Raw genomic sequence first — 21,899 nt, forward strand, 5'->3', positions numbered from 1 at the left:
GCCGTCGGGCTGCCGGTCCGGTGTGGTGGTGTGTGTCGGTCCCAGCGGGCTGTGCGGCGGGCCGCGCGCCGGGGCGGCGGCTGCCTTTCGATCATGCCGTGTCGGTTCGGCGCCGGATTGACGTCGCGTCCGCGATTTCTCGACGTCACGTCTCAGGACGAGACGGATCCCGATCGGATTTCGGCCATGCTTGCCCGTCGGACACGCTGTCGGCTTTCGGGCCATGGCAGAGCCGGCGCAGAACGGTCTCGGCGGGACCAGGCCGGTCGCGGGCGTCGACGCCGACACTCCCATCGCCGGGTCAGGCTGGAACGCGCCGGCTGGGCGTCCCACCGGCGACCTGGGCCGGGCGAACGAGGGACCATCGGCGCGCAGGTGGTCGTCCTCGTAGCCGTTGTCGGCGTGCGGTTTCGTCGGCTGTCGGCGCCGGGGCAGCGGGACCGGATGAGCGGGATGTGCCGGCCTCCGCGGCGCTCGGCCCTGGCTGTCATGCATGTGCCGCGATGTCTGATCTCGCCCCAGCCGCGAGCGACACCCGTCCGCCGAAACGCGCGCACTCCCGCGGCCTCGGCGCAGCCGGCTGGTCGGCGGACCGGTCAGTCGGTCGGTGGTGCTTCGCCGAAGAAAGCCCAGCACCACGGGGCCTTGCCGGATGGCGATCAGCCGGGCGACGTTCGCCTCACAGGCCGGATTGTCCCGGCGAACGCCTCTGCCCGGCCCACTGTACGGATCACGGCCGTGGACCGAGCAGAGCCACAAGCGCTTCGCCTGGCAGGCGGGGTGAGCTCAGAAGCAGTCCGCGGGCATGTCGAGGGTGGTGCGGTCGAGGCTTTCCAGCAGCGCGAACTGCGCTTCCGTCCTGGGGAGTTCGTACCGGAAGAAGTACTGACCCGCCCGGCGCTTGCCTTCGTAGAAGGTGCCGCTGTGTCCGGCGGCGGCCAGCATCTGCTCCAGCCACATCCAGGCGACCACGACGTGTCCCACGGCCTCCAGATAGACCGAGGCGTTGGCGAGGGCCAGCTCGGCGTCCCCGGCCTCCCACAGGCGCCGCGTCACGGCGGCGACGCGGGCGACGGCGGCGTCGAGCTGTCGTCCGAAACCGGCGACCTGGTCGTCCGCGGCCGCCGCGCGGGCGGTCGTCGCCGAGACGGTCTCGATGAGCAGGCGGAGCCCCGCGCCGCCGTCCATGACGACCTTCCGGCCCAGCAGGTCGAGGCCGTGCACGCCGTGCGTCCCCTCGTGGATGGGGTTGAGGCGGTTGTCCCGGTAGAACTGCTCGACGTTGTACTCACGGGTGTAGCCGTAGCCGCCGTGGACCTGGATGGCGAGGTTGTTGGCCTCCAGGCACCACTGGGAGGGCCAGCTCTTGGCGATCGGGGTGAGCATGTCCAGCAGGAGTCCGGCCCGGGCCCGCTCGTCGGCCGTCAAGGCGGTGCGCTCGTCGTCCAGCAGCCGCCCGCAGTACAGGATGAGAGCCAGCGCGCCTTCGACGTACGACTTCTGGGCGAGGAGCATGCGCCGGACGTCGGGATGCCCGACGATCGGGATCTGGGGGGTGGTGGCGTCCTTGGCCGCGAGCGGGCGCCCCTGGGGCCGGGTGCGCGCGTAGTCCAGGGCGTGCAGGTAGCCGGTGTAACCGAGCGCCGTGGCACCGAGTCCGACGCCGATGCGGGCCTCGTTCATCATGTGGAACATGTAGGACAGTCCGCGGTGGGGCTCCCCGACCAGGAAGCCGACGGCGCCGGGGGCCCCGCCGGGCCGGAAGGCGCCCTCACCGAAGTTCAGCAGCGTGTTGGTCGTCCCCCGGTACCCCATCTTGTGGTTGAGGCCGGCCAGGGCGACGTCGTTGCGCTCGCCGAGCGTCCCGTCGGCTCCCACCAGGACCTTGGGGACGATGAAGAGCGAGAGCCCCTTCACCCCGGGCGGGCCGCCGGGGATCCTGGCCAGGACCAGGTGGACGATGTTCTCGGTCAGTTGGTGGTCGCCACCCGAGATCCACATCTTGTTGCCGAAGAGGCGGTAGGTGCCGTCGTCGGCCCGTTCCGCGCGGGTGCGCACATCGGCCAGCGAGGAACCGGCCTGCGGTTCCGACAGGCACATGGTCCCGGAGAAGCGGCCCTCGACCATCGGGCGGACGTAGGTGTCGATCTGCTCGGGGGTGCCGTGGGCCAGCAGCAGGTTCGCGTTGCCGATGGTGAGCATCGGGTAGGAGGTCGTTGCCACGTTGGCCGCCTGGAACCAGGCGAAGCAGGCGTTGGCCACCACACCGGGCAACTGCATGCCGCCCACCTCGTGGTCCATGCTCCCGCCGATCAGCCCGGCGTCGGCGAAGACCTTCAGGGCCTCCTCGACCTCGGGGATGATGTGCACCCGCTCGCCGTCGAAGTGCGGCTCCTGGGTGTCGTTCTTCTTGTTGTGCGGGGCGAAGTGCCGGGCGGCGATCGTCTCGCTGAGGTCCAGTACCGCGTCGAAGGTCTCGCGCGAGTGGTCGGCGAAGCGGGGGCGCGTGGTCAGGGACTGGACGTCGAGCCACTCGTGCAGCAGGAAGTCGAGGTCTCGGCGGGAGAGCAGGAGGGAGGCCATGGTGTTCTTCTTCTCGGTTCGGGTTCCTTGCGGGGGGAGCTGTCGCCGGCCGGTCAGACCGTGGTGCCGAGGCCGCCGTCGACGGGGATGACGGCGCCGGTGACGTAGGCGCCCGCACGGCTGGCCAGATAGACGGCGACGCCCGCCATGTCGTCCGGTCGCCCGATCCGGCGCAGCGGAGCCGCCTCCGCGATCGCCTCGCCCATGGAGTCCAGGGTCGCGGCCATCATCTTCGACTCGAAGGGTCCGGGCGCGATGGCGTTCACCGTGATGCCCTGCGGCCCGAGCTCCTTGGCCAGCACGCGGGTCAGGTGGTGCAGGCCCGCCTTGCTGGCCGCGTAGGAGTAGGCCGAGACCGGGCTGACGTGCAGGCCGTCGATGGATCCGACGTTGATGATCCGCGCGGGGTCCTCCATCGACCCGCCGGCGCGCAGCTTCGGCAGGAGGGCCTGGGTGAGCAGGAAGGGGCTGCGCAGGTTGAGGTCCATCACCTTGTCCCAGCCGCTGACCGGGAACTCGTCCAGGGGTGCGCCCCAGGTGGCGCCGGCGTTGTTCACCAGGATGTGCAGCCGCTCCTCCCGCTCGCCGAGGTCCGCGGCGAGTCGGTGGCACTCCTCCTCGCGCGACAGGTCGGCGGGCAGCGCGACCGCCTGGCCGGGCCCGGAGAGCTCGCGCACGGCCTCCTCGCAGGCTTCCGCCTTGCGGGAGCTGACGTAGACCTTGGCACCCGCGTCGACCAGGCCCCGGGCGATCATCAGGCCGATGCCGCGGGAACCGCCGGTCACGAGAGCGGTCTTGCCGGAGAGGGAGAACAGCGAGGTCACGGTGGACTCCTCAAGGGGAGGGGCGGCACGGGCAGGGCGGGCTGTTGCCGCCTCCAGGCCAGATACTAAGCAGTCGCTTAGACAATTTCCAAGCCCTGCCCCCGCGGAACCCTTCCGGAAGACCCGGCCGCGCCGCGTGCGACCCTCGCGAAGGCCTTCACCTCATGCGCGGTACCGGGGACTTCGCCGCCGTGCGGCGGACGTCAGTCGGCGACCGCCGACCGCAGGCGCTCCTGATGCGCCCGCGCCGTGGTCATCAGCCCGGCGAGGGCATCCCGGGTGCGTACGAGGTCGGCGATGCGCTCGGACAGCCGGTCGTGCTCCTGCGCCATCCGCTCCAGCGCGGCGTCGGAGTTCTCCTCGCTCGGAGAGTCGACGCACGGCAGCAGTTCGGCGATGGTACGGCTGGACAGCCCGGCGGCGAACAGCTGCTGGATGAGCACGACCCGATCGACGTCGTGGTCCGTGTAGTGCCGCTGCCCGCTGGCACTGCGGGTGCTGGTGAGCAGCCCCTGCTCCTCGTAGTAGCGCAGGGACCGGACGCTGACTCCGGCCCGTGATGCCAGCTCCCCGATGCGCATGCCGTCTCCCTCGGTGCTGTGGGCTGAGCCACAACCCTTGCCTCTGACGTCAGTGTCAGGTTTTAGCGTAGCCGCCGCGACCGGTTGTCCGATGCCGATGCCGATGCCGATGCCGATGCTCGAAGGAGCCATGACATGACGACGCTGTTCACGCCGTACCAGCTGGGGGACCTGACGCTGCCCAACCGGGTGGTGATGGCCCCGATGTCACGGGTCCGTGCCGCCGCCGGCGGTCTGGCGACGCCGTCGATGGCGACCTACTACGCCCAGCGGGCCACGGCCGGACTGATCGTGAGCGAAGGGGTGCAGCCGAACGTGGTCGGGCAGTCCAACCCCGGCACGCCGGGACTGCACACCGACGAGCAGGTCTCCGCGTGGCGCCCGGTCACCGATGCCGTGCATGCCAACGGCGGACGGATCTTCGCCCAGATCATGCACGGCGGACGGGTCTCGCACCCCGACACCACCGGGATGCAGCCGGTCGGTCCCTCGGCCGTCGCGGCCGAGGGGTGGAAGCTGTTCACCCCGACCGGGCTCCAGCCGGCGCCGGTCCCGCGCGCTCTGGACACCGCCGAGGTGACCGAGCAGGCCGAGTCGTACGCTCAGGCCGCCCGCCGCGCCATCGACGCCGGCTTCGACGGCGTGGAGCTGCACGGCGCCAACGGCTACCTCATCTCGCAGTTCCTCTCGTCCAACGCCAACCTGCGCACCGACCGCTACGGAGGCTCGGTGCGCAACCGCATCCGCTTCGCCGTCGAGGCGGTGTCCGCGACCGTCGAGGCCGTGGGCGCGGCCAGGACCGGGATCCGCCTGTCCCCGGGCGTGACCTTCTGGGGAGTCGAGGAGACCGACGTCCCCGAGCTGTACACCGCGCTGCTGACCGAACTGTCCCGTCTGGGGCCGGCCTACATTCACCTCGAAGCAACCGCCGAGGAGGAGGTGCTGGCCGGCCTGCGCCGCGCATGGCCGGGCACCCTGATCATGAACCCGGTGCTCCCGATGGGACCGAAGCACACCGGCCGCAACGAGGCCGAGCACTGGCTCGGCCTGGGGGCCGAACTCATCAGTTTCGGTCGCGCCTTCATCTCCAACCCCGACCTGGTCGAGCGGCTGCGCACCGGAGTGCCGCTCGCTCCCGTCGACGAGGCCACGTACTACCAGGGCGGCGACGCGGGGTACTTGACCTACCCGGCGTACCAGTACACGGCCTGACACCGATGTAGGCCGGCCCCAGGCGCCCGGCCCCGTGGGAGGACGACGAGTAGGCGTGCCAGCTGCCGCACCACAGGTAGTTGGTTCTCGGACCTCTCTGAGGGTAAGGACGGCACCGAGCCCGGCCGGCCGTGGTCCTCGGCGTCCTCCTCACCCACTCCGGGTGCTCCGGCCCCGCGCCCGGGCCAGCTGCTTCAGTTCGATGACGGTCGCGACGGCGCGCAGCCAGGCGGCCGCAGTGTCGTCGGCGGTGATCCCGCCCGCGAGTTCGGTGCCGGCCCGCAGCCACTCCCGTACGAGGACGGCGGCCTCCCGGCGGGGCAGGGGCTCGGGCAGCTCCGCGGCGCGGGCGAGTCCGCCGGCGCGCACGGTGTCGGCGAGGAAGGCGACCGAGCGCGGCTCGGTGCCGAGGCGGTCCAGGAGGACGGCCGCGGCCGCGGCGCCGTCGCCGAACAGGGCGGTGCGCCGGGGGCCGGGCTCGGCGACGAGGCCGTGACGCAGCAGGACGGTGATGTCGAGCCGGGCCAGCTCGTCGTCCGTGCGGTCCGGCGGGCGGGGGGCGTCGTCGTTCATACGGGGCCTCGGGTGTCTCGTCGCTCAGTCGACGGTGACGGTGTAGGTGATGCGCTCGGGGGCCTGGGAGGGGCCGGCCCCCGCGCTCGGGGTGGCGGAGGGTCCGGTCGTCGCGGGGGGCCGGCCGGAGGTGTTGCCCTGGCAGGTGGTGAACGTGCAGTGCAGCAGCGTGAACCGGGTGGTCCCCTTGCCCTTGGCCTCGAAGGTGAAGGTGAGCCGGCCGCCGGCGCCGGGCACCGGCTCGTCGCCGGAGTCCGACGCGTACTTCTGGCCGCGGCTGACCAGCACCGAGCTGTCGGGCTTGGGGTCGACCAGGTACCAGTACTCGCGGGTGGAGACGTTCTGGTCGACGGTGAGGGTGAATCGCTCGCCCGGCCTGGAATCGATGCTGGTGTCCTTCACCGGGTGGCTCACGGTGCTCGGGGAGCCGCCGGCCGGTTCGTCGGTGCCCGAGCCGCAGCCCGTGGCGAGAGCGAGGAGCGCGACCGCCGCGACCGCGGCACCGCCCCTGCTACCGCGGAAGATAGACGCTGTACGCATTGGGGAGATCACTCTCGGAAGCCTTGCCCATGTGGCCGTTGATGAAGTCGTCCTCGCTGACCCAGGTGGTCGAGCCCCAGGGGTTGTAGACCTGAAGCATGTCACCCTCCTGGGCGATGATGGTCATGGCGTGGGCGCCCTCCTCGCCCGAGACGTCGACCGGTACCGGCCGCCCCTGCGCCACCGACTTCTCGACTTCGGTGAGGACCGCCCTGCGGTCGGCGGCGCTGTTCAGGTCCTGGCGCTCGTAGTCGGTGCCGGTGGCGCTGCCGACGAGGGTGTCGTTGATCCGTTCCTGGCCCTCGGGCCCCATGCCGCCCCAGTTCTTGCCGCCGTCGCCTTCGGTGTGCAGTCGGTGCTGTTCGGCCACCAGGCGCTGCTTGAAGGCCTCGGGGTCGTCCTGCTGCCCGTCGGGGCCGCCGGTGAGATCGAGCGCGTAGAGGGGGTCGACCATGGCGCGGGAGGTGACGGTGGACGAGGCCACGCACGTGCCCTCGGAGCCGTCGCCGCCCTGGATCCACAGCTGGCCGTCGAACTCGGCGTAGTCCTTGTTGTTGTTCGAGCCGTTCGGCGCGAGACCCTCGTCCTTCATGCTGTCCGCGGCGGTGACCACCGGAGTGAGGTGCCGGCGCAGCCAGGCGGGGTCCTTGCCGTGGATCTTGTGCTGGAACGTCTCGATCTCGGCGACGCTGTGGCCGGCGGCCAGGGCCTTCATCAGGTAGGCCCGCTCCTGCGGGCTGTCCGACGTCGCGAGCATCCGCTCCATGGCCGTCTCGTCGTCGAGGCTCAGCAGGTCCATCCGTGCCGACGCGCGCGTCAGGTCGCCGGCCGTGAGGATCTCGTTCAGCTCGGCGTCGGCGCCCGCGACGCCGGTGTCGGCGAGCATCAGCTTGTCGACGGCGGTGAGTTCGCTGGTCTCCATCTTGCCGGCCCGCGCCTCGGCGGCCCACTTGTTCAGGTCCCGGGCCGCGACGCGGGTGGCCTCCTGCGCGTCGGAGACGGCGGCGTGCATCAGGTCGACGGCGGAGGAGCCGAAGTGGGCGGCGTTCTTGCGGTCCCACTCCTCCTCGTCGTTCTCGTGCAGGTCGTCGAAGAAGCCGTCCCTGCCGCCGAGCGTCCTCTTCTGCTCCAGCAGCTGTCCGCGGCCCTGCTCGTCCTTGCCCTGCGCGGCAGCGATCGCGTCGGCCAGTGTCAGCAGCACGGTCGCGCAGCCCTGGAACGCCTCGCTCATCTGGTTCACGGACCGTCCGGCGGCGTTCACCACGTCGGAGGCGAGGACGCTCGTGTCGCCGACCCACACCTCCGGGAGACCCTTGCGGCCCACCCGGTCGACCTGGTCGAAGACGCTGCCGACGTGGTCGACCTGGCCGCGGTAGAGGCTTGCCAGGCCCTCCAGCAGGCCCGGGTCGCCACCCGGTTCGGGCACCGAGAGGGCGTCGTCGATCAGGTCGAGGAGCTCGTTCTTGCTCCCGGCGGCGAGCATCTTCTTGGACAGCCCGGCGAGCCAGGCGAGGCGGAAGGACGGGGAGTCGAGAGGAGAGGAGAAGAACGACACCGGACCGTTCCTCAGTAGCCCGACAGGGCCGAGGGGCGCCCGGCCTGCGTCGAGGTGCCGGTGAGGCTGCTCGTGCCGCCGACGCGGACGCCGTCCGCGTGCGTCTTCACCAGGCCGTCGGTGCCGTGGTAGGTCTTCTTGGCCAACTGCACCTTGCTGCCGAGCTCGTGCAACGCCGACGCCAGTGTCCTGGCCTCCGCCTCCCAGGCCTTGACGAACGCGTTCAGCGCCGAGGCGGCGTCATCGCCGCCGGCCTCGCCGTACGAGTAGCTCGTGCGGGACCTGACGGCCGAGCCGACGGCGTCCATGTCGGTGCCGGCAGCGTCGAGCTGCTGGGCCTGGCCGGTCATACCCGCCCTGACCTGGTAGCCGTCCGAGCCCACCGTGCCTCCCCCGCATGCGTTCGATCGTGATCGCGGGCAGGCTAACACGCACCGTGTACACGGAGGATCACGCGCCGTCCGCCCCACACACCTCCTCCACAGCACCCCCCCGACGACACGTCCAGCCGGATACGCCCACGCGTCACGGGTCAGCGAATTCCATTCGGTTCGCGCCGGTAATCCGGCACGTCCGGAGAAAGGCCGCTCCTTTCCCGCACGTCTGTCACGCGGATTGCTCTGCGTGTTTCATAGAGGTGTGGCCTGCTGTGCGCGACCATACGGACGCGGCACAGATCACCGAGACAGGAAGAAGGACGGGCATGTCCGGCAGCGAGAGCGAGAATCCAGCAATCCCTTCACCGACGCCCACACCCCCTCGGCGGCCCAGGACGAACCGGGACTGGTGGCCGAACCAACTGGACCTCCAGGTTCTCCACCAGCACTCGCCCCGGGCCAACCCGATGGGCGAGGACTTCGACTACGCGAAAGAGTTCGCCACGCTCGACGTCGAGGCGCTGAAGCACGACGTCTTCGAGGTGATGACGGCATCCCAGGACTGGTGGCCCGCCGATTACGGTCACTACGGGCCGCTCTTCATCCGGATGAGCTGGCATGCCGCGGGAACGTACCGCATCGCGGACGGCCGCGGCGGTGGCGGCAGTGGCGCACAGCGTTTCGCGCCCCTCAACAGCTGGCCGGACAACGCGAGCCTGGACAAGGCGCGCCGTCTGCTGTGGCCGGTCAAACAGAAGTACGGCCGGAAAATCTCCTGGGCCGATCTCCTGGTCTTCGCCGGAAACTGTGCCATGGAATCCATGGGATTCAAGACGTACGGGTTCGGTTTCGGTCGGGAGGACATCTGGGAACCCGAGGAGATCTTCTGGGGGCCTGAGGACACATGGCTCGGAGATGAGCGTTACAGCGGCGACAGGAAACTCACCGGTCCCTTCGCCGCCGTACAGATGGGACTGATCTACGTCAATCCGGAAGGGCCCAACGGAAACCCGGACCCGATGGCCGCCGCGCAGGACATCCGGGAGACGTTCGGGCGCATGGCGATGAACGACGAGGAGACGGTCGCACTCATTGTCGGCGGCCACACCTTCGGCAAGTGCCACGGCGCGGTCGAGCCCACTTACATCGGTCCGGAGCCCGAGGCCGCCCCCATCGAGCAGCAGGGCCTCGGCTGGCGGAACACCTACGGCACCGGCACGGGCCCCCACGCGCTCACCAGCGGCCTGGAGGGCGCGTGGACCACCGAGCCGATCACGTGGGACAACGGGTACCTGGACAATCTCTACGGGTACGAGTGGGAGCTGACGCGCAGTCCCGCCGGCGCCCACCAGTGGACCCCCACCGATCCCGCGGCCCGGGACACCGTGCGCGACGCCCACGACCCGTCGAAGCGGCACGCCCCCATGATGCTGACGACGGACCTCGCGCTGAAGGTGGACCCGGTCTACGGCCCGATCACGAAGAGGTTCCACGAGAACCCCGACGAGCTGGCGGTGGCCTTCGCCAAGGCGTGGTACAAACTGCTGCACCGCGACATGGGACCGCTCTCGCGGTACCTCGGCCCGTGGATCCCCGAGCCGCAGCTGTGGCAGGACCCCGTTCCCGACGTCGACCACGAACTGGTCGGGGACGAGGACATCGCCGCCCTCAAGGAGAGGATCCTCGCCTCGGGTCTGTCCGTCCCCCAGCTGGTCACCACCGCCTGGGCGTCGGCGGCGAGCTTCCGCGGCACCGACAAGCGCGGCGGGGCGAACGGGGCCCGCATCCGGCTCGCGCCGCAGAAGGACTGGGAGCTCAACGACGTCCCCGAGGTGACCGAGACGCTGCGCACCCTCGAGCGGATCCAGCGGGACTTCGACGACTCCCGGACCGACGGCACCCGGATCTCCCTCGCCGACCTGATCGTCCTCGGCGGGTGCGCGGCCGTCGAGCAGGCCGCGAGGAACGCGGGGTACGACATCACGGTGCCGTTCGCACCGGGGCGTACGGACGCCTCGCAGGAGCAGACCGACGCGGCGTCGTTCGCCGTGCTGGAGCCCAAGGCGGACGCCTTCCGCAACTACCTTCCGGCGGGCGAGAAGCTGTCGCCGGAGACCCTCATGCTGGACCGCGCCAACCTGCTGACGCTGACCGCTCCGGAGATGACGGTGCTGGTGGGCGGCATGCGGGCGTTGAACACCGGCTTCCGGGGGTCTGCGCACGGTGTCCTCACCGACCGGCCGGGCGTCCTGACCAACGACTTCTTCCGCAACCTGCTCGACATGGGCACGGAGTGGAAGACGTCGGTCACGGACGAGAACGTGTTCGAAGGCCGGGATCGCGCCACCGGCGAGGTCAAGTGGACCGCCACCGCCGTCGACCTGGTCTTCGGTGCGCACTCCCAGCTCCGGGCCGTCTCGGAGGTCTACGCGTGCCAGGACGCGGGAGAGAAGTTCGTACGCGACTTCGTGGCGGCGTGGGACAAGGTGATGAACCTCGACCGCTTCGACCTCGTCTGAGCGCGGCGTCCCGGCCGGCCCTCCCCGGTCGGCCGGGACGCGGCGGGGTGCGCCTTTCCGGGTACCGCCCGTGCCCCTACCGGTGTTCGGGGTTCTCGTAGTCGCGTCGGCAGCCCGCGTCCCAGGCCGTGCGCTGGTTGCCGTACGCGGGGATGCCGCCCAGGTCCTTCAGTGCCCGTGCCAGGTGCAGCAGGTTCCAGGTCATGAAGGTGGTGTTGCGGTTGGTGAAGTCGTTCTCCGGGCCGCCCGAGCCCGGGTCCAGGTAGGAGGGGCCGGGGCCCGCCTCGCCGATCCAACCGGCGTCCGCCTGGGGAGGGATCGTGTAGCCCAGGTGCTGCAGGCTGTAGAGGACGTTCATGGCGCAGTGCTTGACGCCGTCCTCGTTGCCGGTGATCAGGCAGCCGCCCACGCGGCCGTAATAGGCGTACTGCCCCGCTTCGTTGAGCAGGCTGGAGCAGGAGTAGAGGCGCTCGATCACCTGCTTCATCACGGAGCTGTTGTCCCCGAGCCAGATGGGTCCGGCCAGGACGAGGATGTCGGCCGCCAGGACCTGCCGGTACAGCTCCGGCCAGGCGTCGTACTCCCAGCCGTGCTCCCTCATGTCGGGCCAGACACCGGTGGCGATGTCGTGGTCCACCGCCCGTACGACATCGACCGGTACTCCCTGCGCGTCCATGATGGCGGTGCTGCGGTCGATCAGTCCCTGCGTGTTGCTCGTCTCCGGCGAGCGCTTGAGCGTGCAGTTGATCACCAGGGCCCGCAGGTCGTCGTACCGGGCCGGCGGTGCGTCGGTGGCGGGCGACGAAGCGGTCACTCGGTCCTCCCGGGTCCTTGTCCCGCGCGGGGCGCGGTGCGGGGTTCGCATCCGGCTCCAGCGTGCGGGCGCGGTCCGGCGGGCGCCACCGCGATGCCTCCGAACGGCCCCGGGGAGAGCGGGCTCACCGCGTGCCGGCACGGTGTTGCAGCAGGAGGAGGGCGATGTCGTCCGCGCGCTGCCCGGTGGTGCCCGCTTCGCTCACGAGGTCGTCGATGAGCAGGTCCAGGTCCAGGTCCTGGTCGTCGGCGCGGGCGAGATGCCGGGCGAGGTCGGTGATGGAGTCGTCCAGGTCGACTCCGGGCCGCTCGACGAGGCCGTCGGTGTAGAAGGCGAGGATCATCCCCGGGACGAGCGCGATCTCGGTCACGGGGAACACGGTGTCGGGGATGATGCCCAGGAGCGGCCCGGGCGGGACGGCGACGGGCCGGGTGTCGCCGCCGGGGAGGCGCAGCAGGGGCGGCGGGTGGCCGGCGCTGGCCAGGGTCATGCTGCGCCGGGCGAAGTCGAGGCGGGCGTAGAGGCAGCTGGTGAACAGGTCGGGGCCGAAGTCGGCGAGGAGCCGGTTCGTCTCGGCGAGAACCTGGTCGGGGGTCGCGCCGAGTGCCGCGTGGGCACGGACGGCGGTACGGACCTGGCCCATGAGAGCGGCGGCGGCCACGTTGTGGCCCTGCACGTCGCCGATGACGGCCGCGGCGGCGGTGTCGCCGAGGCGGATCAGGTCGTAGAAGTCCCCGCCGATGTCCATGCCGCGGGTGGCGGGCATGTAGCGGGCGGCGACCGCCAGGCCGTCGATCTCGGGCAGGGTGCGCGGGAGCAGCGCCTGCTGCAGGCCGCGGGCGAGTTCGTGTTTGGTGTCGTACAGGCGGGCGCGGTCGAGGGCCTGGGCGATCAGCCCGGCGAGCGATGTCATGACGGCTCGCTCCTCGGCCGGGAACTCGTGGGGGTGGTCGTACGACAGGACGCAGCACCCGACCGGCCGGCCGGAGATGATCAGTGGGAGGAAGGCCCAGGCGTGGGCGCCGCTGATCTGCGGCGCCTGCGGATAGACGCGCCGCATCTCCTCCCGGTCGGCGAAGAACGCCGGGATGCCGGTGCTGAGTGCGCGCCCGGCCGGGGTGAGGGTGGTGTCGAGGGGCAGGCCGTCGAGGCGCTCCACGGTCTCGGCGGAGTAACCCCGGTGACCGGTGATCCGTAGCCGGCCGCCCTCGGCGGCCGACAGCACCAGTCCCCGGGCGCCGAAGGCGGGCATGATCTGGTCGGCGACCAGGTCGATCACGTCCTGGACGCCGACGACCTCGGTGAGCGCGGCGGCCAGGTGGGTGAGCTGGTAGAGCCGGCCGGCGCGGGTGGGTGCGGCGGTGCGCGTGGACCGGTGGACCCGTGCGGGCGGGGGCTCCTCGCTGGTGCTGACGATGCGGACGCTGATGCCGCTGGCGTCCGGGTAGAGGTGGAATTCGAGCCAGTGGTCCGGCGGCCGGCACGCGGTGAAGGCCACCGGCGCGCGGCTGATCACCGCGGCACGGTAGCGGTCCTCGTACGTGGGGTCGTCCAGCCAGCGCAGGGACTGCCACGGCAGCGTGCCCAGCAGTCGACCGGCGTCGACGCCCAGCAGTTCGCAGGCCCCGGCGGTCAGGAAGGTGAAGCGTCCCTCCAGGTCCAGTGCGCAACTGCCGCCGGGCAGGCGCTCGACGAAGTCGGCGACGGCGGACTCCGGGCTGGTGGACGGGCGTCCGGTGCCCGCGGGGACGACACGTGCGCCACCGCCGGGCACGAGCGGGGACCCGCGGTCGGCCGCCTCCTCCAGCGCCCGGGCCACCCGCCGGCAGCTGGACGCGATGTTGGCGCGTTCCCGCCCGGTCATGTACGGCGGACGGGTGGCCGGCCACATCAGCACCAGGGAACCCCACCGTCGGATGCCGGCGACGGGCGCGGCGACCAGCGCGAACGGGTAGGGGAACGCCATCGCGGTACGCGGGTACGACCGGACCATCTCCTCCTGGCTGCCCACCCACACCAGGCGGTCGTCCCGGACCGCGTCCGTCACCGGCGCCGGAGTGGCCAGCGAGACCGTTTCCCAGGGAGCGGCCAGCTCGGCCCCCACTCCGCACATCGCGTCCAGGTGCAGCAGCCGCTCGTCCGGTGCGAGCAGGTACAGGGCGCCGATGGACGCGCCCGTACGGCGCACCGTCTCGGCGACGACGGCGTCCAGCTCCGCGCTGTCAGTGGCCGGACCGCCGCCCGTACTGGTCACCAGGCACCTCCAGCATTGCTGGCAGACCCGTACGGCAAGGCTATGCCCATCAGAGATGACGGGCACTCCCGCACCATGGTGTTGCCCCTTGCGCGGCTTTACTGTTCAGCTTTGCCTGGATCTGTTTGATACTGATCGCTCGGGCGGTATGGAGGCCGCAGTCCCGAGCATTCGGATCGGTTCGCAGGGCGCACCTGCCGGATCGACCGACTACGTGTCCGTCGGGCTGTTCGTGTCGAAGTGCCGAGCGGAGCATGGGCCGTTACCGTTGAAAGAGGTGGGGTTGCAGTCCTGGAGACGTTCCGTGGTGTGTTCCCACCCGCCAGGGACGGCAGCGGGGGTCCTGTTCCTACCGCTTCACGCGGCGACCTCGATGCGCAGTGCCGCGGCATGTTCGAGCGGCGCCATCCAGCCACTGCCGGATTCCATGCTTCGGCGTGAGGTCGCGACCACCCTTCTCATCCTGAGTGGCACGAGAACGTGGAAGAGGAGAAGAGCCATGCGAGCACATCGCGCCAAGCGCGCCTTCGCCTGCGTCGCGACCGGCTTTCTGCTGGCCGGCGGCACCGCGATCAGCACGGCGAGTACCGCCGCAGCAGCCGCCCCCGCCGCGACGACCATCTCGGGTCCCTCGAGTGATTGCAGCAACTGGCAATGGGTCAATGGCTACTACGACGTGTACCACAGGTGGCACAAGGGCCACTGGGTCTGCAGGGCCGTACGGATCGACTGACCTGTCAGGGCTCCCTCGTTCCGCCGGTGTTCGACGTGGTGGAACGCGGCCTACGCGCAGCGCCAGTCGAGCGGCCTCGTCGTTCAGTCGGCGATGTCGACCCCATATCCGCGTGCGAGGGCGTCGAGGCCGTGGTCGTAGCCCTGGCCGACGGCACGTAGCCGCCAGAGCGGACCCCTGCGGTAGATCTCCACGAGCAGCATCGTGCGTTCGGTGGTGGCGGCGTCCAGGGTGGCCCGGGCGAGAGGTGCCCCGCTGCTGCCGGGAGCCGCACCGATCTGGAGCGCGCCGACGGTCCCGAAGGTGGCGGCGCCGTCGATGGCCGCAGCGACGACGATCTTCCGCGTCGCGGGTGGCAGGGACGCCAGGTCGAGGGCGATGGTCTGTTCGGCAGGGCCACCGGTCAACAGGCGCGCCGTCCCGGCGGGGCTCTCCGGGGCTCCGTAGAAGATGAAGTCCTCGTCGAAGGTGACCTGTTCGTCCTCGTCGAGGAGGAAGGCAACCACGTCGATCTCGCAGTCGGACTGCGGGGCCCAGCCAACGGTGACGTACCACTCCGGCGCGGGTCCACGGTTCGGCATGGGCAGGTCGATGACGCCGCCCCTCGGCATCACGTGCGGCTCCTGAGGCCGAAGAACCACCGCATTCCGGTCCGTTGCGGTCGGAGAGGCGAGCCAGTGCGGGTCGTGCACAGGGAGTTCAAGGGCGGTAATGCGCCTCATGCGCCGGTCGCCTTCGCCTCCTGGCAGGAGCACGACGTCAGTGACGCTGGCGGACAGGTTGATCGCCGCGGACCCGCCCAGTTGGACGACGCGGAGACGAGCTGCCGCGGCATCGGCATGGACGCCGCCGAGCACCAGTACCCGACGTCCCGCCAGGGGCTTGGCCAAGGCGTCGGCCGAGGGCTCCGATGGGCGCGGAGCGGGGACCGACAGGCAGGGGGAGGCCGTGGGGAGGGCAGATGCTTTGGGAGCGGGTACGGCAGAAGTCGTGGTGGACGCCGCCTCCACGCGCCCGACTTGTTCTGCTGCCGGCTCGGTCACCGGGGCGACCCTGACGGCCGTCGCCTCATGCGCTGTCCCCGGCCGTACGTCGGCCAGCAACCGCAGGAAGGTCTGCTCGTCGACCACGGGTACGCCTTCAGCGCGTGCACGTCGGGTCTTTGTCGAGTCGGCCGCCGGTTCGTTGGTGACCAGCACACTGGTGTGCCGGCTGACGGACGTCATCATGTTCAGCCCTGCGGCAACCGCCCGCCCGACCAGCTCCGCCCGGGCGTAGGCGGTCTCACCGGTGATCGCGACCTTCATCCCTTGCCGGAGCGGCCCGCCGGGAGTCAGACGTCCCGGATTGCGGTAGGCACAGGGGGTCTTCGGCGGCTTCGGCGTGAACTGGGATTCTGCCCGCGGTGGGCAGGTCACCAGCGGCAGGGGCAGATCGAGCCGAGCTGCCTCACGCAGCGACGCACGCAGGACTCCGGCAAGTACCCGGGTGTCGTCCAGCGCATCGTGCGCGCGCTGTTGGGGGACGCCGTAGTGGGCGGCGAGGGTGCCGAGCTTCATGTCGTCCGTGGGCGGATCCACCTGGCGGTTCAAAGCCAGGGTGCACAGCCGCTGCGACACCGGCAGCCACATCCGCGCACGAGCGAACTCGTAGGCCAGGAAGTCGTAGTCGAACTGGGCGTTGTGGGCTACCAGGACTCGGTCCTGGAGCATCGCCCCGATCCGCCCGGCCACTTGGTCGAAGGTGGGTGCACCCTTCAGCCGCTCGACGGTGAGGCCATGCACCTCCACCGGCCCCGGATCACACCCCGGATTGAGCAGCGTCGAGAACTCCCCGGTCTGCTCACCGTCCGGACCGATCGTGATCACCGCAATGGACAGCACCCGGTCCCGCCGGGCTATGAGTCCCGAGGTCTCCACATCGACCAGGGCCCAATCGTGGGCGTGATCGCCCATGGTGGGAGCGTCCAAGAAGGGAGAGACGAGACTCATGACGCCAAGGATGATCCGATATGCGCCCCTCCTTCAACCTACATGGCGATTTTCCCTCCTCCGTAAGGCCGTGACGGTGTCTTCGCTGGTGTTCAGGGGGTGGGGCCAGCCGACGTCAGAGTCCGACGTCAGAGTCCGAACGCGGCGGTCACCTGCTCGGTGAGATCGTCTTCCGTCATCGTGGTGTCGACATGAATGGTGCGCAGTTGGAGACGCTCGGTCTCCTCCGCAAGGCGCATCGTGAACATGTGGTCACGTGCCGCGATGTTGCGGCCGGCCATCGCGGGATCGCTGGTCTTCCCTGCGAACCCTTGCCCTGGTACCGACCGGCTCTCGATGGCGGCCTGACGGAAATCGGGGGTGGGAAGAAGCCAGACCGCGTGCTCAGGAGCAGCAAGCAGAGGTTTGACGAGGTGTGGCAGCAGCCGGAATCCCTCGGCGATGACGCATGACTCCTGCGGCAGACGAAGGAGATCTTCGATGATGTGGCCGAAGCCCTCGCCTCGAAACCAGTGGAAGGTCTCGAGCATGACCTCCGGAGTCCGGTTCACCCATCGCTCATCCATGTCCATGGCGATGAACTCGTGCAGGTGGGGGCCCTCTTCGGGGGTGGTCCGCCTCGCGTGATCATGCATCACGTCGTCGGTTGCGTAGAGACGCCACCGTAGCGATCTGCGAGGCGGCGGGCGATGGTCGACTTGCCTGCACCACTCCCGCCACCGATCCAGAAAACGTTCCGCAGCCGTACTCGTAGCTCTGCGGCGTCGGTCACCTCTGACACGCCCTAGTCGTGCTTGGGCCAGACGAGGCCCTGATCGGTCCAGAGGACACCCTTGTTGCGGCAGAGGCAGAAGGGGTGGCCGACGGGGTCGGTGTAGACGCGGAAGCCGTAGCCGTCGGGGCCGATGCAGTCCCGCTGCAGGGTCGCGCCGAGGGCCAGGACGCGGCGCTGTTCGGCCTCGATGTCGTCGACTTCGAAGTCGAGGTGGAACTGCTTGGGGTGCTCGCTGTCGGGCCACTGCGGGGCGCGGTAGTCCTCCACCTGGACGAAGGCCAGTTCGATGTCGCCGAACTGGATACCGGCCCACTTCTCGTTGCTGTCTTCCTTGACCGGGAGCCCCGTCACCTCGGAGTAGAAGGCTGCCAGCTTCATCGTGTCCGGGCAGTCGATGATGAAGTCGGTGAGTCGTAGCATCCCGCGATCTTGCCACAGGCCCGGCCGGGCGGTCTCGAAGAACCCGGGTGACCGGCGGTCGTCCGGGTCACTGTCCGGCGGCCTCTCGGGCGATCCGGTCGAACTGGGCGCCCATGGCCTCGGCCAGTGCCTGGGCGGCGGAGAGCGGGCGCACCATCACCGTGAACTCGTCGATCCTGCCGTTCTCGTCGAAGTGCAGGAAGTCGCAGCCCTGGAGCTGCTTGCCGGCGACGGTGGCGGTGAAGACGAGCGCGTGGTCGCGGCCGTCGGGGTTGGCGATCTCGCGGACGTAGGTGAAGTCCTCGAAGACGCGGGACACGGCCCGCAGGATCGCCGCGGTGATCTCCTTGCCCGGGTACGGCTTGAAGGCGACCGGGCTGGTGAAGACGACGTCGTCGGCCAGCAGGGCGGCCACGGCGTCCATGTCGCCGTTCTCGACGGCCTTGCGGAAGGGATGCATGCGTCCACCTCACATAGTCAATTAGTTGAATAGGTTGGGTGGAGCGTAGCGTAGGCCCATGGCTTTGCGGAACGCGGTGATGGCCGCGCTGCTGGAGGGTGAGGCGTCCGGTTACGACCTCGCGAAGGCGTTCGACGCGACGGTGGCCAACTTCTGGATGTCGACGCCCCAGCAGCTCTACCGGGAGCTGGAGCGCATGGAGGCCGAGGGGCTCGTCACCGCCCGCGTCGTCGAGCAGGAACGCCGCCCCAACAAGCGGCTGTTCTCCTTGACGGAGGCCGGGCGGGAGGCCGTGCGCGCGTACACCGCCGAGCCGCCGGGCAGGCCCGCCGTCATCCGGGACGAGCTGCTGGTCAAGGTGCAGTGCGCGGACGTCGGCGACACCGAGGCGGTGCGGGCGGCCGTCGCCGAGCGCATGGAGTGGGCCACCGCCAAGCTCGCCCGCTACGAGCGGCTCCGGCAGCGCCTGCTCGACGGGCGCTCGGAGGAGGCGTACTTCGCGGAGGCCGAGCGCATCGGCCCGTACCTCACCCTGCTGCGCGGCATGTCCTTCGAGCGGGAGAACCTGCGGTGGGGCGAGGTGGCGCTGCGCCGGCTCGACCAGCGCGCGGCCGCGCTGCGGGCCGAGGCCTAGGCAGCGTCTTTCCGATCATCCGATCGTTGGACTGATCGTGAGGGATGGGGAGATATCCGACGCTGCGTGGGCGGTGATCGAGATCATCGTGTACAGACTGCAGGACAAGGCGACCGCCGCCACGGCACCGGCGTCACCTTCATCCCCAGCGCCTTCGGGCCCCCACCCGGCGGTGGTGCACGCGCCCGGGTGGCAGCCGGTGGTGGGGTACCCGGTGGCCGAGCCGTTCCCCCCGTCGGTGTCGTGCGGCGGTGACCGTTGGCTCCAGACGGCGTCGAACCGGGTGACGAGCTTGCGGAGTTCGCAGGAGCTGCGAGGTGAGACGGCCTGCATCACGGTGTCCAGGAGGGCAACGCCATTCCCATCTGTGGCCGGATCACCCCGTCTTCCGTTCCGGCGGCATCTCGTCCGTTCCGTAGAGCTTCGCCGAGGCGTCCACGTGGGCGAGCCTGCGCAACGCGTTGAACACCGCCTCGCCCAGTACGGTTCCGATCACGACGCTCTCCACCATGTCCTCGACCGCCACCCGCCGGTCCACGTACGCGAGATCGGCGCGGGCGACCTGCTCGGCGGCGTCGGCGTAGGCGTCGAGTACCTCCACGAACGCCCCGTGTCCCAACCGGGCCATCGCGGCCAGGGCCTTGGCCAGGTCGGCCGCAGCGGGGGTCGTCTCGTGCGTCCGCCAGCCACGCCGGGAGACGAGGTCGGCGACGACTGCGTGTGCGGCGGCCGACTCCGTGTCGTCGTGCTCGGTGTGCGCGGGGCCGAGGCGGCTCGCGGCGGCGCCGAGCACTTTGTGCAGCGTACGCGTCGGATCGTCCATCGCGTTCAGTACGTCTGCGATCTCGGCCACCTTCATGCCCCCCACGTCGAGCAGGGCGCGGATGAGGTGCAGCCGGCGCTCGTGCGCCTCGCCGTAGCTCGCCTGGTTCGGGCTGGTCAGCTCACCCGGAGGCAGCAGACCCTCACGGACGTAGTACTTGATCGTCGGCACCGGAACTCCGGTCTTCCGGCTCAACTCTCCGATACGCACTGCCGGTTCGCTCCTCGCCCTTGGCCCCTGCCCAACACGCCGGCCCTTGCCGACTTCATCCCCATGATAGATAGTGGGACTATCAGATAGCGGACAGTGCTGCTATCCATATGGGGAGGGACTATGTCTTCGTTACGTCCGTCGTGGCGGCCTGCGTCGTCGTGGTGGTCTTCGGCTCAATGGCGGTCGTGGCACCGACCGTTGGTGCTGTTCTCGGTGGCGATGGTGGTGATGGCGGTCATCTCCGCCGTGGGACTCGTCATCGATGACCGCGTTCTGGTGGGGGCGCCGATCTGGTTCAAGCCGTTCAAGTTCGCGGTGTCGTTCGTGGCGTACTGCCTGTCGCTGGCCTGGATGCTGTCGCTGCTCCCCCGCGGCCGGCGCGTGGGCTGGTGGGCGGGGACGGTCGTCGCACTGGCGAGTCTCGTCGAAATGGCGATCATCACCGGGCAGGTGATACGCGGCAAACGTAGCCACTTCAACCACGAAACACCCTTGGACGAAGCGCTGTTCCAAGCGATGGCCGTCACGGTCGTCATCCTGTGGCTCGGCACACTCGCCGTCGCCGTGCTGCTGCTCCGCGCCCGCATCGCCGACCGTGCGTCCGCCTGGGCGATGCGCTGTGGCATCCTCCTGGCGCTGGCCGGTGCCGCCGTAGGATTCCTGATGACGCGGCCCGCGCCTGGGCAGCGGCGCGGGGTCTCCAAGGTGATCGGCGCACACAGCGTGGGCGTGTCGGACGGGGGTCCCTCCATGCCGCTGACCGGCTGGTCCACGACGGGCGGGGATCTGCGGATCCCGCACTTCGTCGGCATGCACGCGCTGCAACTCCTGCCGCTGCTGATCGCCGTGCTGACCGCTCTCGCACCGCGCTTCGGCCGCCTCACCGACGACCGGGTGCGGCTGCGGCTGGTGCTGCTCGCCTCGGGAGCGTACGGCGCTGTCTTCGCTCTGGTGCTCTGGCAGGCGCTGCGGGGCCAGCCGCTGACCCACCCGGACGGCGCGACGCTGGGGGTGGCCGGCCTGATCCTGGTGGCCATCGTTCTGGGGGCGTACGGATCCCTGCGGGGGCCGACTCCTCCCGCGGGCCGGGTGGCTGATGATGCCGGCACTTCGAAGGAGGTCACGGCGTGACCGGATTCCTCTTCGAACTCTCCTTCTGGCTGGCCGCACCCGTCTGGCTGCTGATGATCTTCGCCCCCGCCTGGGGCCCGACTGCCCGCATCGCCGCCTCACCGATGACCGCGGTGCCCGTACTGCTCGTCTACCTCGCGCTCGCGATCCCGGTGTTCCCCGAACTATGGACCGCGGTCAACAGCCCGGACCTCGACACCTTCCGTGAACTGACGGCCCTCGCGGACGGCGCGGGAGCCATCTGGGCGCAGGTCATCGCCTGGGACCTCCTCATCGGGCAGTGGATGTACCGGGAGGCCAGGAGGCTGGGGATCCCCGCCCTGCTCATGGGGCCCCTGCTGGTCCTCACGATCCTGCTGTCGCCCTTCGGGTTGCTGGTGTTCCTGGGCGTACGCGCGGTGAGATCGCGGCGTTCGGCCCGCGACGCCCTCACGGCCGGGTCGACTCGGCACTAGGGTCTGTCGACGGGCAGCGGGCAGGCGGATGGAGCCGTTCCGGGCGGTTATGAGGCCTTCGAGACGGTGATGTCCCGCATTCGCGCGCCCCGCACCGGCCCGGGCAGGCCCCGTACCCCGCCCCTGGCCGTTCTCTCCGACCGCGCGTACTCCTCACGTGATCGGCAAGACGTCCCCTAGGGCCGAGGAGGGACTCCGGCGGGCGGGGTGGCCCGATCGGTCACCCGGGGGAGTATGGGGGACACGCTGGGTGCGCCTGCGCCGTTCGTGCAGGTCAGCGGGGTACGTCGACCGCCCGGCGCGGCCGGCGTGACCTGGGCCACACTCGTGGCCCTTCCCTCGCGGGCCGCTCGAAGCGTAGGTTCCGGTTACCCCGCGAAGGCGCCTTCGGTGGCGCTGGTCCGCCACTCCCGGGGCGGCGGAGCTGCGGGG

Annotated in this window: 20 protein-coding genes and 2 pseudogenes; 8 read left to right on the forward strand and 14 right to left on the reverse strand. The window is 70.2% G+C overall.

The window, feature by feature from the left end; translation table 11 throughout:
- Window positions 1–786: 786 nt before the first annotated feature.
- The 3 genes from ABZ923_RS23320 to ABZ923_RS23330 all read right to left on the reverse strand — a co-directional run bounded on the left by ABZ923_RS23320 (window position 787) and on the right by ABZ923_RS23330 (window position 3,988).
- On the reverse strand, window positions 787–2,583 hold the full coding sequence (locus tag ABZ923_RS23320) for an acyl-CoA dehydrogenase (protein ID WP_361474959.1): 1,797 nt from the start codon (window positions 2,581–2,583) through the stop codon (window positions 787–789).
- 53 nt (window positions 2,584–2,636) lie between these two features.
- The gene (locus ABZ923_RS23325; RefSeq protein ID WP_361474961.1) at window positions 2,637–3,407 is read right to left on the reverse strand and encodes an SDR family oxidoreductase; all 771 of its coding nucleotides are present in this window, start codon (window positions 3,405–3,407) and stop codon (window positions 2,637–2,639) included.
- 203 nt (window positions 3,408–3,610) lie between these two features.
- Window positions 3,611–3,988, reverse strand: a complete 378-nt coding sequence (locus tag ABZ923_RS23330) for a MerR family transcriptional regulator (protein WP_361474963.1) — start codon at window positions 3,986–3,988, stop codon at window positions 3,611–3,613.
- 135 nt (window positions 3,989–4,123) lie between these two features.
- On the opposite strand from ABZ923_RS23330, the gene ABZ923_RS23335 reads away from it, so the two are divergent.
- Window positions 4,124–5,200 carry an alkene reductase gene (locus tag ABZ923_RS23335; protein WP_361474965.1) on the forward strand — a complete coding sequence of 359 codons (1,077 nt, stop codon included), beginning with the start codon at window positions 4,124–4,126 and terminating at the stop codon, window positions 5,198–5,200.
- Between the two features lie 150 nt (window positions 5,201–5,350).
- Here the strand turns inward: ABZ923_RS23335 and ABZ923_RS23340 are convergent, their stop codons facing one another.
- The 4 genes from ABZ923_RS23340 to ABZ923_RS23355 are packed head-to-tail and all read right to left on the reverse strand — an operon-like array spanning window position 5,351 to window position 8,251.
- Window positions 5,351–5,773: a hypothetical protein gene (locus ABZ923_RS23340; protein ID WP_361474967.1), complete on the reverse strand. Its 423-nt coding sequence runs from the start codon at window positions 5,771–5,773 to the stop codon at window positions 5,351–5,353.
- A 24-nt stretch (window positions 5,774–5,797) separates the two neighbouring features.
- Window positions 5,798–6,313 (reverse strand): protease inhibitor I42 family protein, encoded by a 516-nt coding sequence (locus ABZ923_RS23345; protein WP_361474969.1) that lies wholly within the window; start codon window positions 6,311–6,313, stop codon window positions 5,798–5,800.
- Entirely contained in the window at window positions 6,285–7,868 is a 1,584-nt protein-coding gene (locus ABZ923_RS23350; protein ID WP_361474971.1) for a peptidoglycan-binding protein, read from the reverse strand. Before ABZ923_RS23350 ends, ABZ923_RS23345 begins: the two co-directional genes overlap by 29 nt.
- Window positions 7,869–7,879: 11 nt before the next feature.
- On the reverse strand, window positions 7,880–8,251 hold the full coding sequence (locus ABZ923_RS23355; protein ID WP_361474973.1) for a hypothetical protein: 372 nt from the start codon (window positions 8,249–8,251) through the stop codon (window positions 7,880–7,882).
- A gap of 320 nt (window positions 8,252–8,571) precedes the next feature.
- On the opposite strand from ABZ923_RS23355, the gene katG reads away from it, so the two are divergent.
- On the forward strand, window positions 8,572–10,764 hold the full coding sequence (katG, locus tag ABZ923_RS23360; protein WP_361474975.1) for a catalase/peroxidase HPI: 2,193 nt from the start codon (window positions 8,572–8,574) through the stop codon (window positions 10,762–10,764).
- Between the two features lie 76 nt (window positions 10,765–10,840).
- Here the strand turns inward: katG and ABZ923_RS23365 are convergent, their stop codons facing one another.
- Together ABZ923_RS23365 and ABZ923_RS23370 are read right to left on the reverse strand one after the other, a co-directional pair.
- Complete coding sequence (locus tag ABZ923_RS23365) at window positions 10,841–11,578, reverse strand: flavodoxin family protein (protein WP_361474977.1); 738 nt, start codon at window positions 11,576–11,578, stop codon at window positions 10,841–10,843.
- Between the two features lie 124 nt (window positions 11,579–11,702).
- A complete protein-coding gene (locus ABZ923_RS23370; protein ID WP_361474979.1) occupies window positions 11,703–13,832 on the reverse strand; it encodes a SpoIIE family protein phosphatase in 2,130 nt (709 codons plus the stop codon).
- Between the two features lie 499 nt (window positions 13,833–14,331).
- Here ABZ923_RS23370 and ABZ923_RS23375 point away from each other — a divergent pair, with 499 nt between their 5' ends.
- A complete protein-coding gene (locus tag ABZ923_RS23375; protein WP_361474981.1) occupies window positions 14,332–14,565 on the forward strand; it encodes a hypothetical protein in 234 nt (77 codons plus the stop codon).
- Between the two features lie 83 nt (window positions 14,566–14,648).
- Here the strand turns inward: ABZ923_RS23375 and ABZ923_RS23380 are convergent, their stop codons facing one another.
- The 4 genes from ABZ923_RS23380 to ABZ923_RS23395 form a co-directional block, all read right to left on the reverse strand.
- Window positions 14,649–16,556 (reverse strand): TerD family protein, encoded by a 1,908-nt coding sequence (locus ABZ923_RS23380; RefSeq protein WP_361474983.1) that lies wholly within the window; start codon window positions 16,554–16,556, stop codon window positions 14,649–14,651.
- Window positions 16,557–16,684: 128 nt separating this feature from the next.
- The gene (locus ABZ923_RS23385) at window positions 16,685–17,191 is read right to left on the reverse strand and encodes a hypothetical protein (RefSeq protein WP_361474985.1); all 507 of its coding nucleotides are present in this window, start codon (window positions 17,189–17,191) and stop codon (window positions 16,685–16,687) included.
- 149 nt (window positions 17,192–17,340) lie between these two features.
- Window positions 17,341–17,751 (reverse strand): VOC family protein, encoded by a 411-nt coding sequence (locus ABZ923_RS23390; protein ID WP_361474987.1) that lies wholly within the window; start codon window positions 17,749–17,751, stop codon window positions 17,341–17,343.
- Between the two features lie 67 nt (window positions 17,752–17,818).
- Window positions 17,819–18,211 (reverse strand): nuclear transport factor 2 family protein, encoded by a 393-nt coding sequence (locus ABZ923_RS23395; RefSeq protein ID WP_361474988.1) that lies wholly within the window; start codon window positions 18,209–18,211, stop codon window positions 17,819–17,821.
- 58 nt (window positions 18,212–18,269) lie between these two features.
- Here ABZ923_RS23395 and ABZ923_RS23400 point away from each other — a divergent pair, with 58 nt between their 5' ends.
- Together ABZ923_RS23400 and ABZ923_RS23405 are read left to right on the forward strand one after the other, a co-directional pair.
- Window positions 18,270–18,845 (forward strand): PadR family transcriptional regulator, encoded by a 576-nt coding sequence (locus ABZ923_RS23400; RefSeq protein ID WP_361474990.1) that lies wholly within the window; start codon window positions 18,270–18,272, stop codon window positions 18,843–18,845.
- 82 nt (window positions 18,846–18,927) lie between these two features.
- Window positions 18,928–19,080, forward strand: a pseudogene (locus ABZ923_RS23405) (DUF5937 family protein); the annotation flags it as partial.
- Between the two features lie 141 nt (window positions 19,081–19,221).
- Here the strand turns inward: ABZ923_RS23405 and ABZ923_RS23410 are convergent.
- On the reverse strand, window positions 19,222–19,878 hold the full coding sequence (locus ABZ923_RS23410; protein WP_361474992.1) for a MerR family transcriptional regulator: 657 nt from the start codon (window positions 19,876–19,878) through the stop codon (window positions 19,222–19,224).
- Window positions 19,879–20,100: 222 nt separating this feature from the next.
- Between ABZ923_RS23410 and ABZ923_RS23415 the strand changes: the two genes are divergently transcribed.
- The 3 genes and pseudogenes from ABZ923_RS23415 to ABZ923_RS23425 form a co-directional block, all read left to right on the forward strand.
- On the forward strand, window positions 20,101–21,012 hold the full coding sequence (locus ABZ923_RS23415) for a hypothetical protein (protein ID WP_361474998.1): 912 nt from the start codon (window positions 20,101–20,103) through the stop codon (window positions 21,010–21,012).
- Window positions 21,009–21,467, forward strand: a complete 459-nt coding sequence (locus ABZ923_RS23420) for an ABA4-like family protein (protein WP_361474994.1) — start codon at window positions 21,009–21,011, stop codon at window positions 21,465–21,467. Before ABZ923_RS23415 ends, ABZ923_RS23420 begins: the two co-directional genes overlap by 4 nt.
- A 54-nt stretch (window positions 21,468–21,521) precedes the next feature.
- Window positions 21,522–21,626 (forward strand): annotated as a pseudogene (locus ABZ923_RS23425) (IS5/IS1182 family transposase); the annotation flags it as partial.
- Between the last annotated feature and the right edge of the window lie 273 nt (window positions 21,627–21,899).

The sequence above is a fragment of the Streptomyces sp. NPDC046881 genome (assembly GCF_040645015.1).
Classification (GTDB): Bacteria; Actinomycetota; Actinomycetes; order Streptomycetales; family Streptomycetaceae; genus Streptomyces.

Bases quoted from the DNA above. Each gene is read 5' to 3' on its own strand.
- ABZ923_RS23390 (WP_361474987.1), bottom strand. From the start codon at position 17,751: ATGCTACGACTCACCGACTTCATCATCGACTGCCCGGACACGATGAAG.
- ABZ923_RS23400 (WP_361474990.1), top strand. From the start codon at position 18,270: ATGGCTTTGCGGAACGCGGTGATGGCCGCGCTGCTGGAGGGTGAGGCG.
- ABZ923_RS23380 (WP_361474983.1), bottom strand. From the start codon at position 16,556: ATGAGTCTCGTCTCTCCCTTCTTGGACGCTCCCACCATGGGCGATCAC.
- katG (WP_361474975.1), top strand. From the start codon at position 8,572: ATGTCCGGCAGCGAGAGCGAGAATCCAGCAATCCCTTCACCGACGCCC.
- ABZ923_RS23375 (WP_361474981.1), top strand. From the start codon at position 14,332: ATGCGAGCACATCGCGCCAAGCGCGCCTTCGCCTGCGTCGCGACCGGC.
- ABZ923_RS23345 (WP_361474969.1), bottom strand. From the start codon at position 6,313: ATGCGTACAGCGTCTATCTTCCGCGGTAGCAGGGGCGGTGCCGCGGTC.
- ABZ923_RS23395 (WP_361474988.1), bottom strand. From the start codon at position 18,211: ATGCATCCCTTCCGCAAGGCCGTCGAGAACGGCGACATGGACGCCGTG.
- ABZ923_RS23335 (WP_361474965.1), top strand. From the start codon at position 4,124: ATGACGACGCTGTTCACGCCGTACCAGCTGGGGGACCTGACGCTGCCC.
- ABZ923_RS23415 (WP_361474998.1), top strand. From the start codon at position 20,101: ATGGTGGTGATGGCGGTCATCTCCGCCGTGGGACTCGTCATCGATGAC.
- ABZ923_RS23330 (WP_361474963.1), bottom strand. From the start codon at position 3,988: ATGCGCATCGGGGAGCTGGCATCACGGGCCGGAGTCAGCGTCCGGTCC.
- ABZ923_RS23340 (WP_361474967.1), bottom strand. From the start codon at position 5,773: ATGAACGACGACGCCCCCCGCCCGCCGGACCGCACGGACGACGAGCTG.
- ABZ923_RS23385 (WP_361474985.1), bottom strand. From the start codon at position 17,191: ATGCATGATCACGCGAGGCGGACCACCCCCGAAGAGGGCCCCCACCTG.
- ABZ923_RS23320 (WP_361474959.1), bottom strand. From the start codon at position 2,583: ATGGCCTCCCTCCTGCTCTCCCGCCGAGACCTCGACTTCCTGCTGCAC.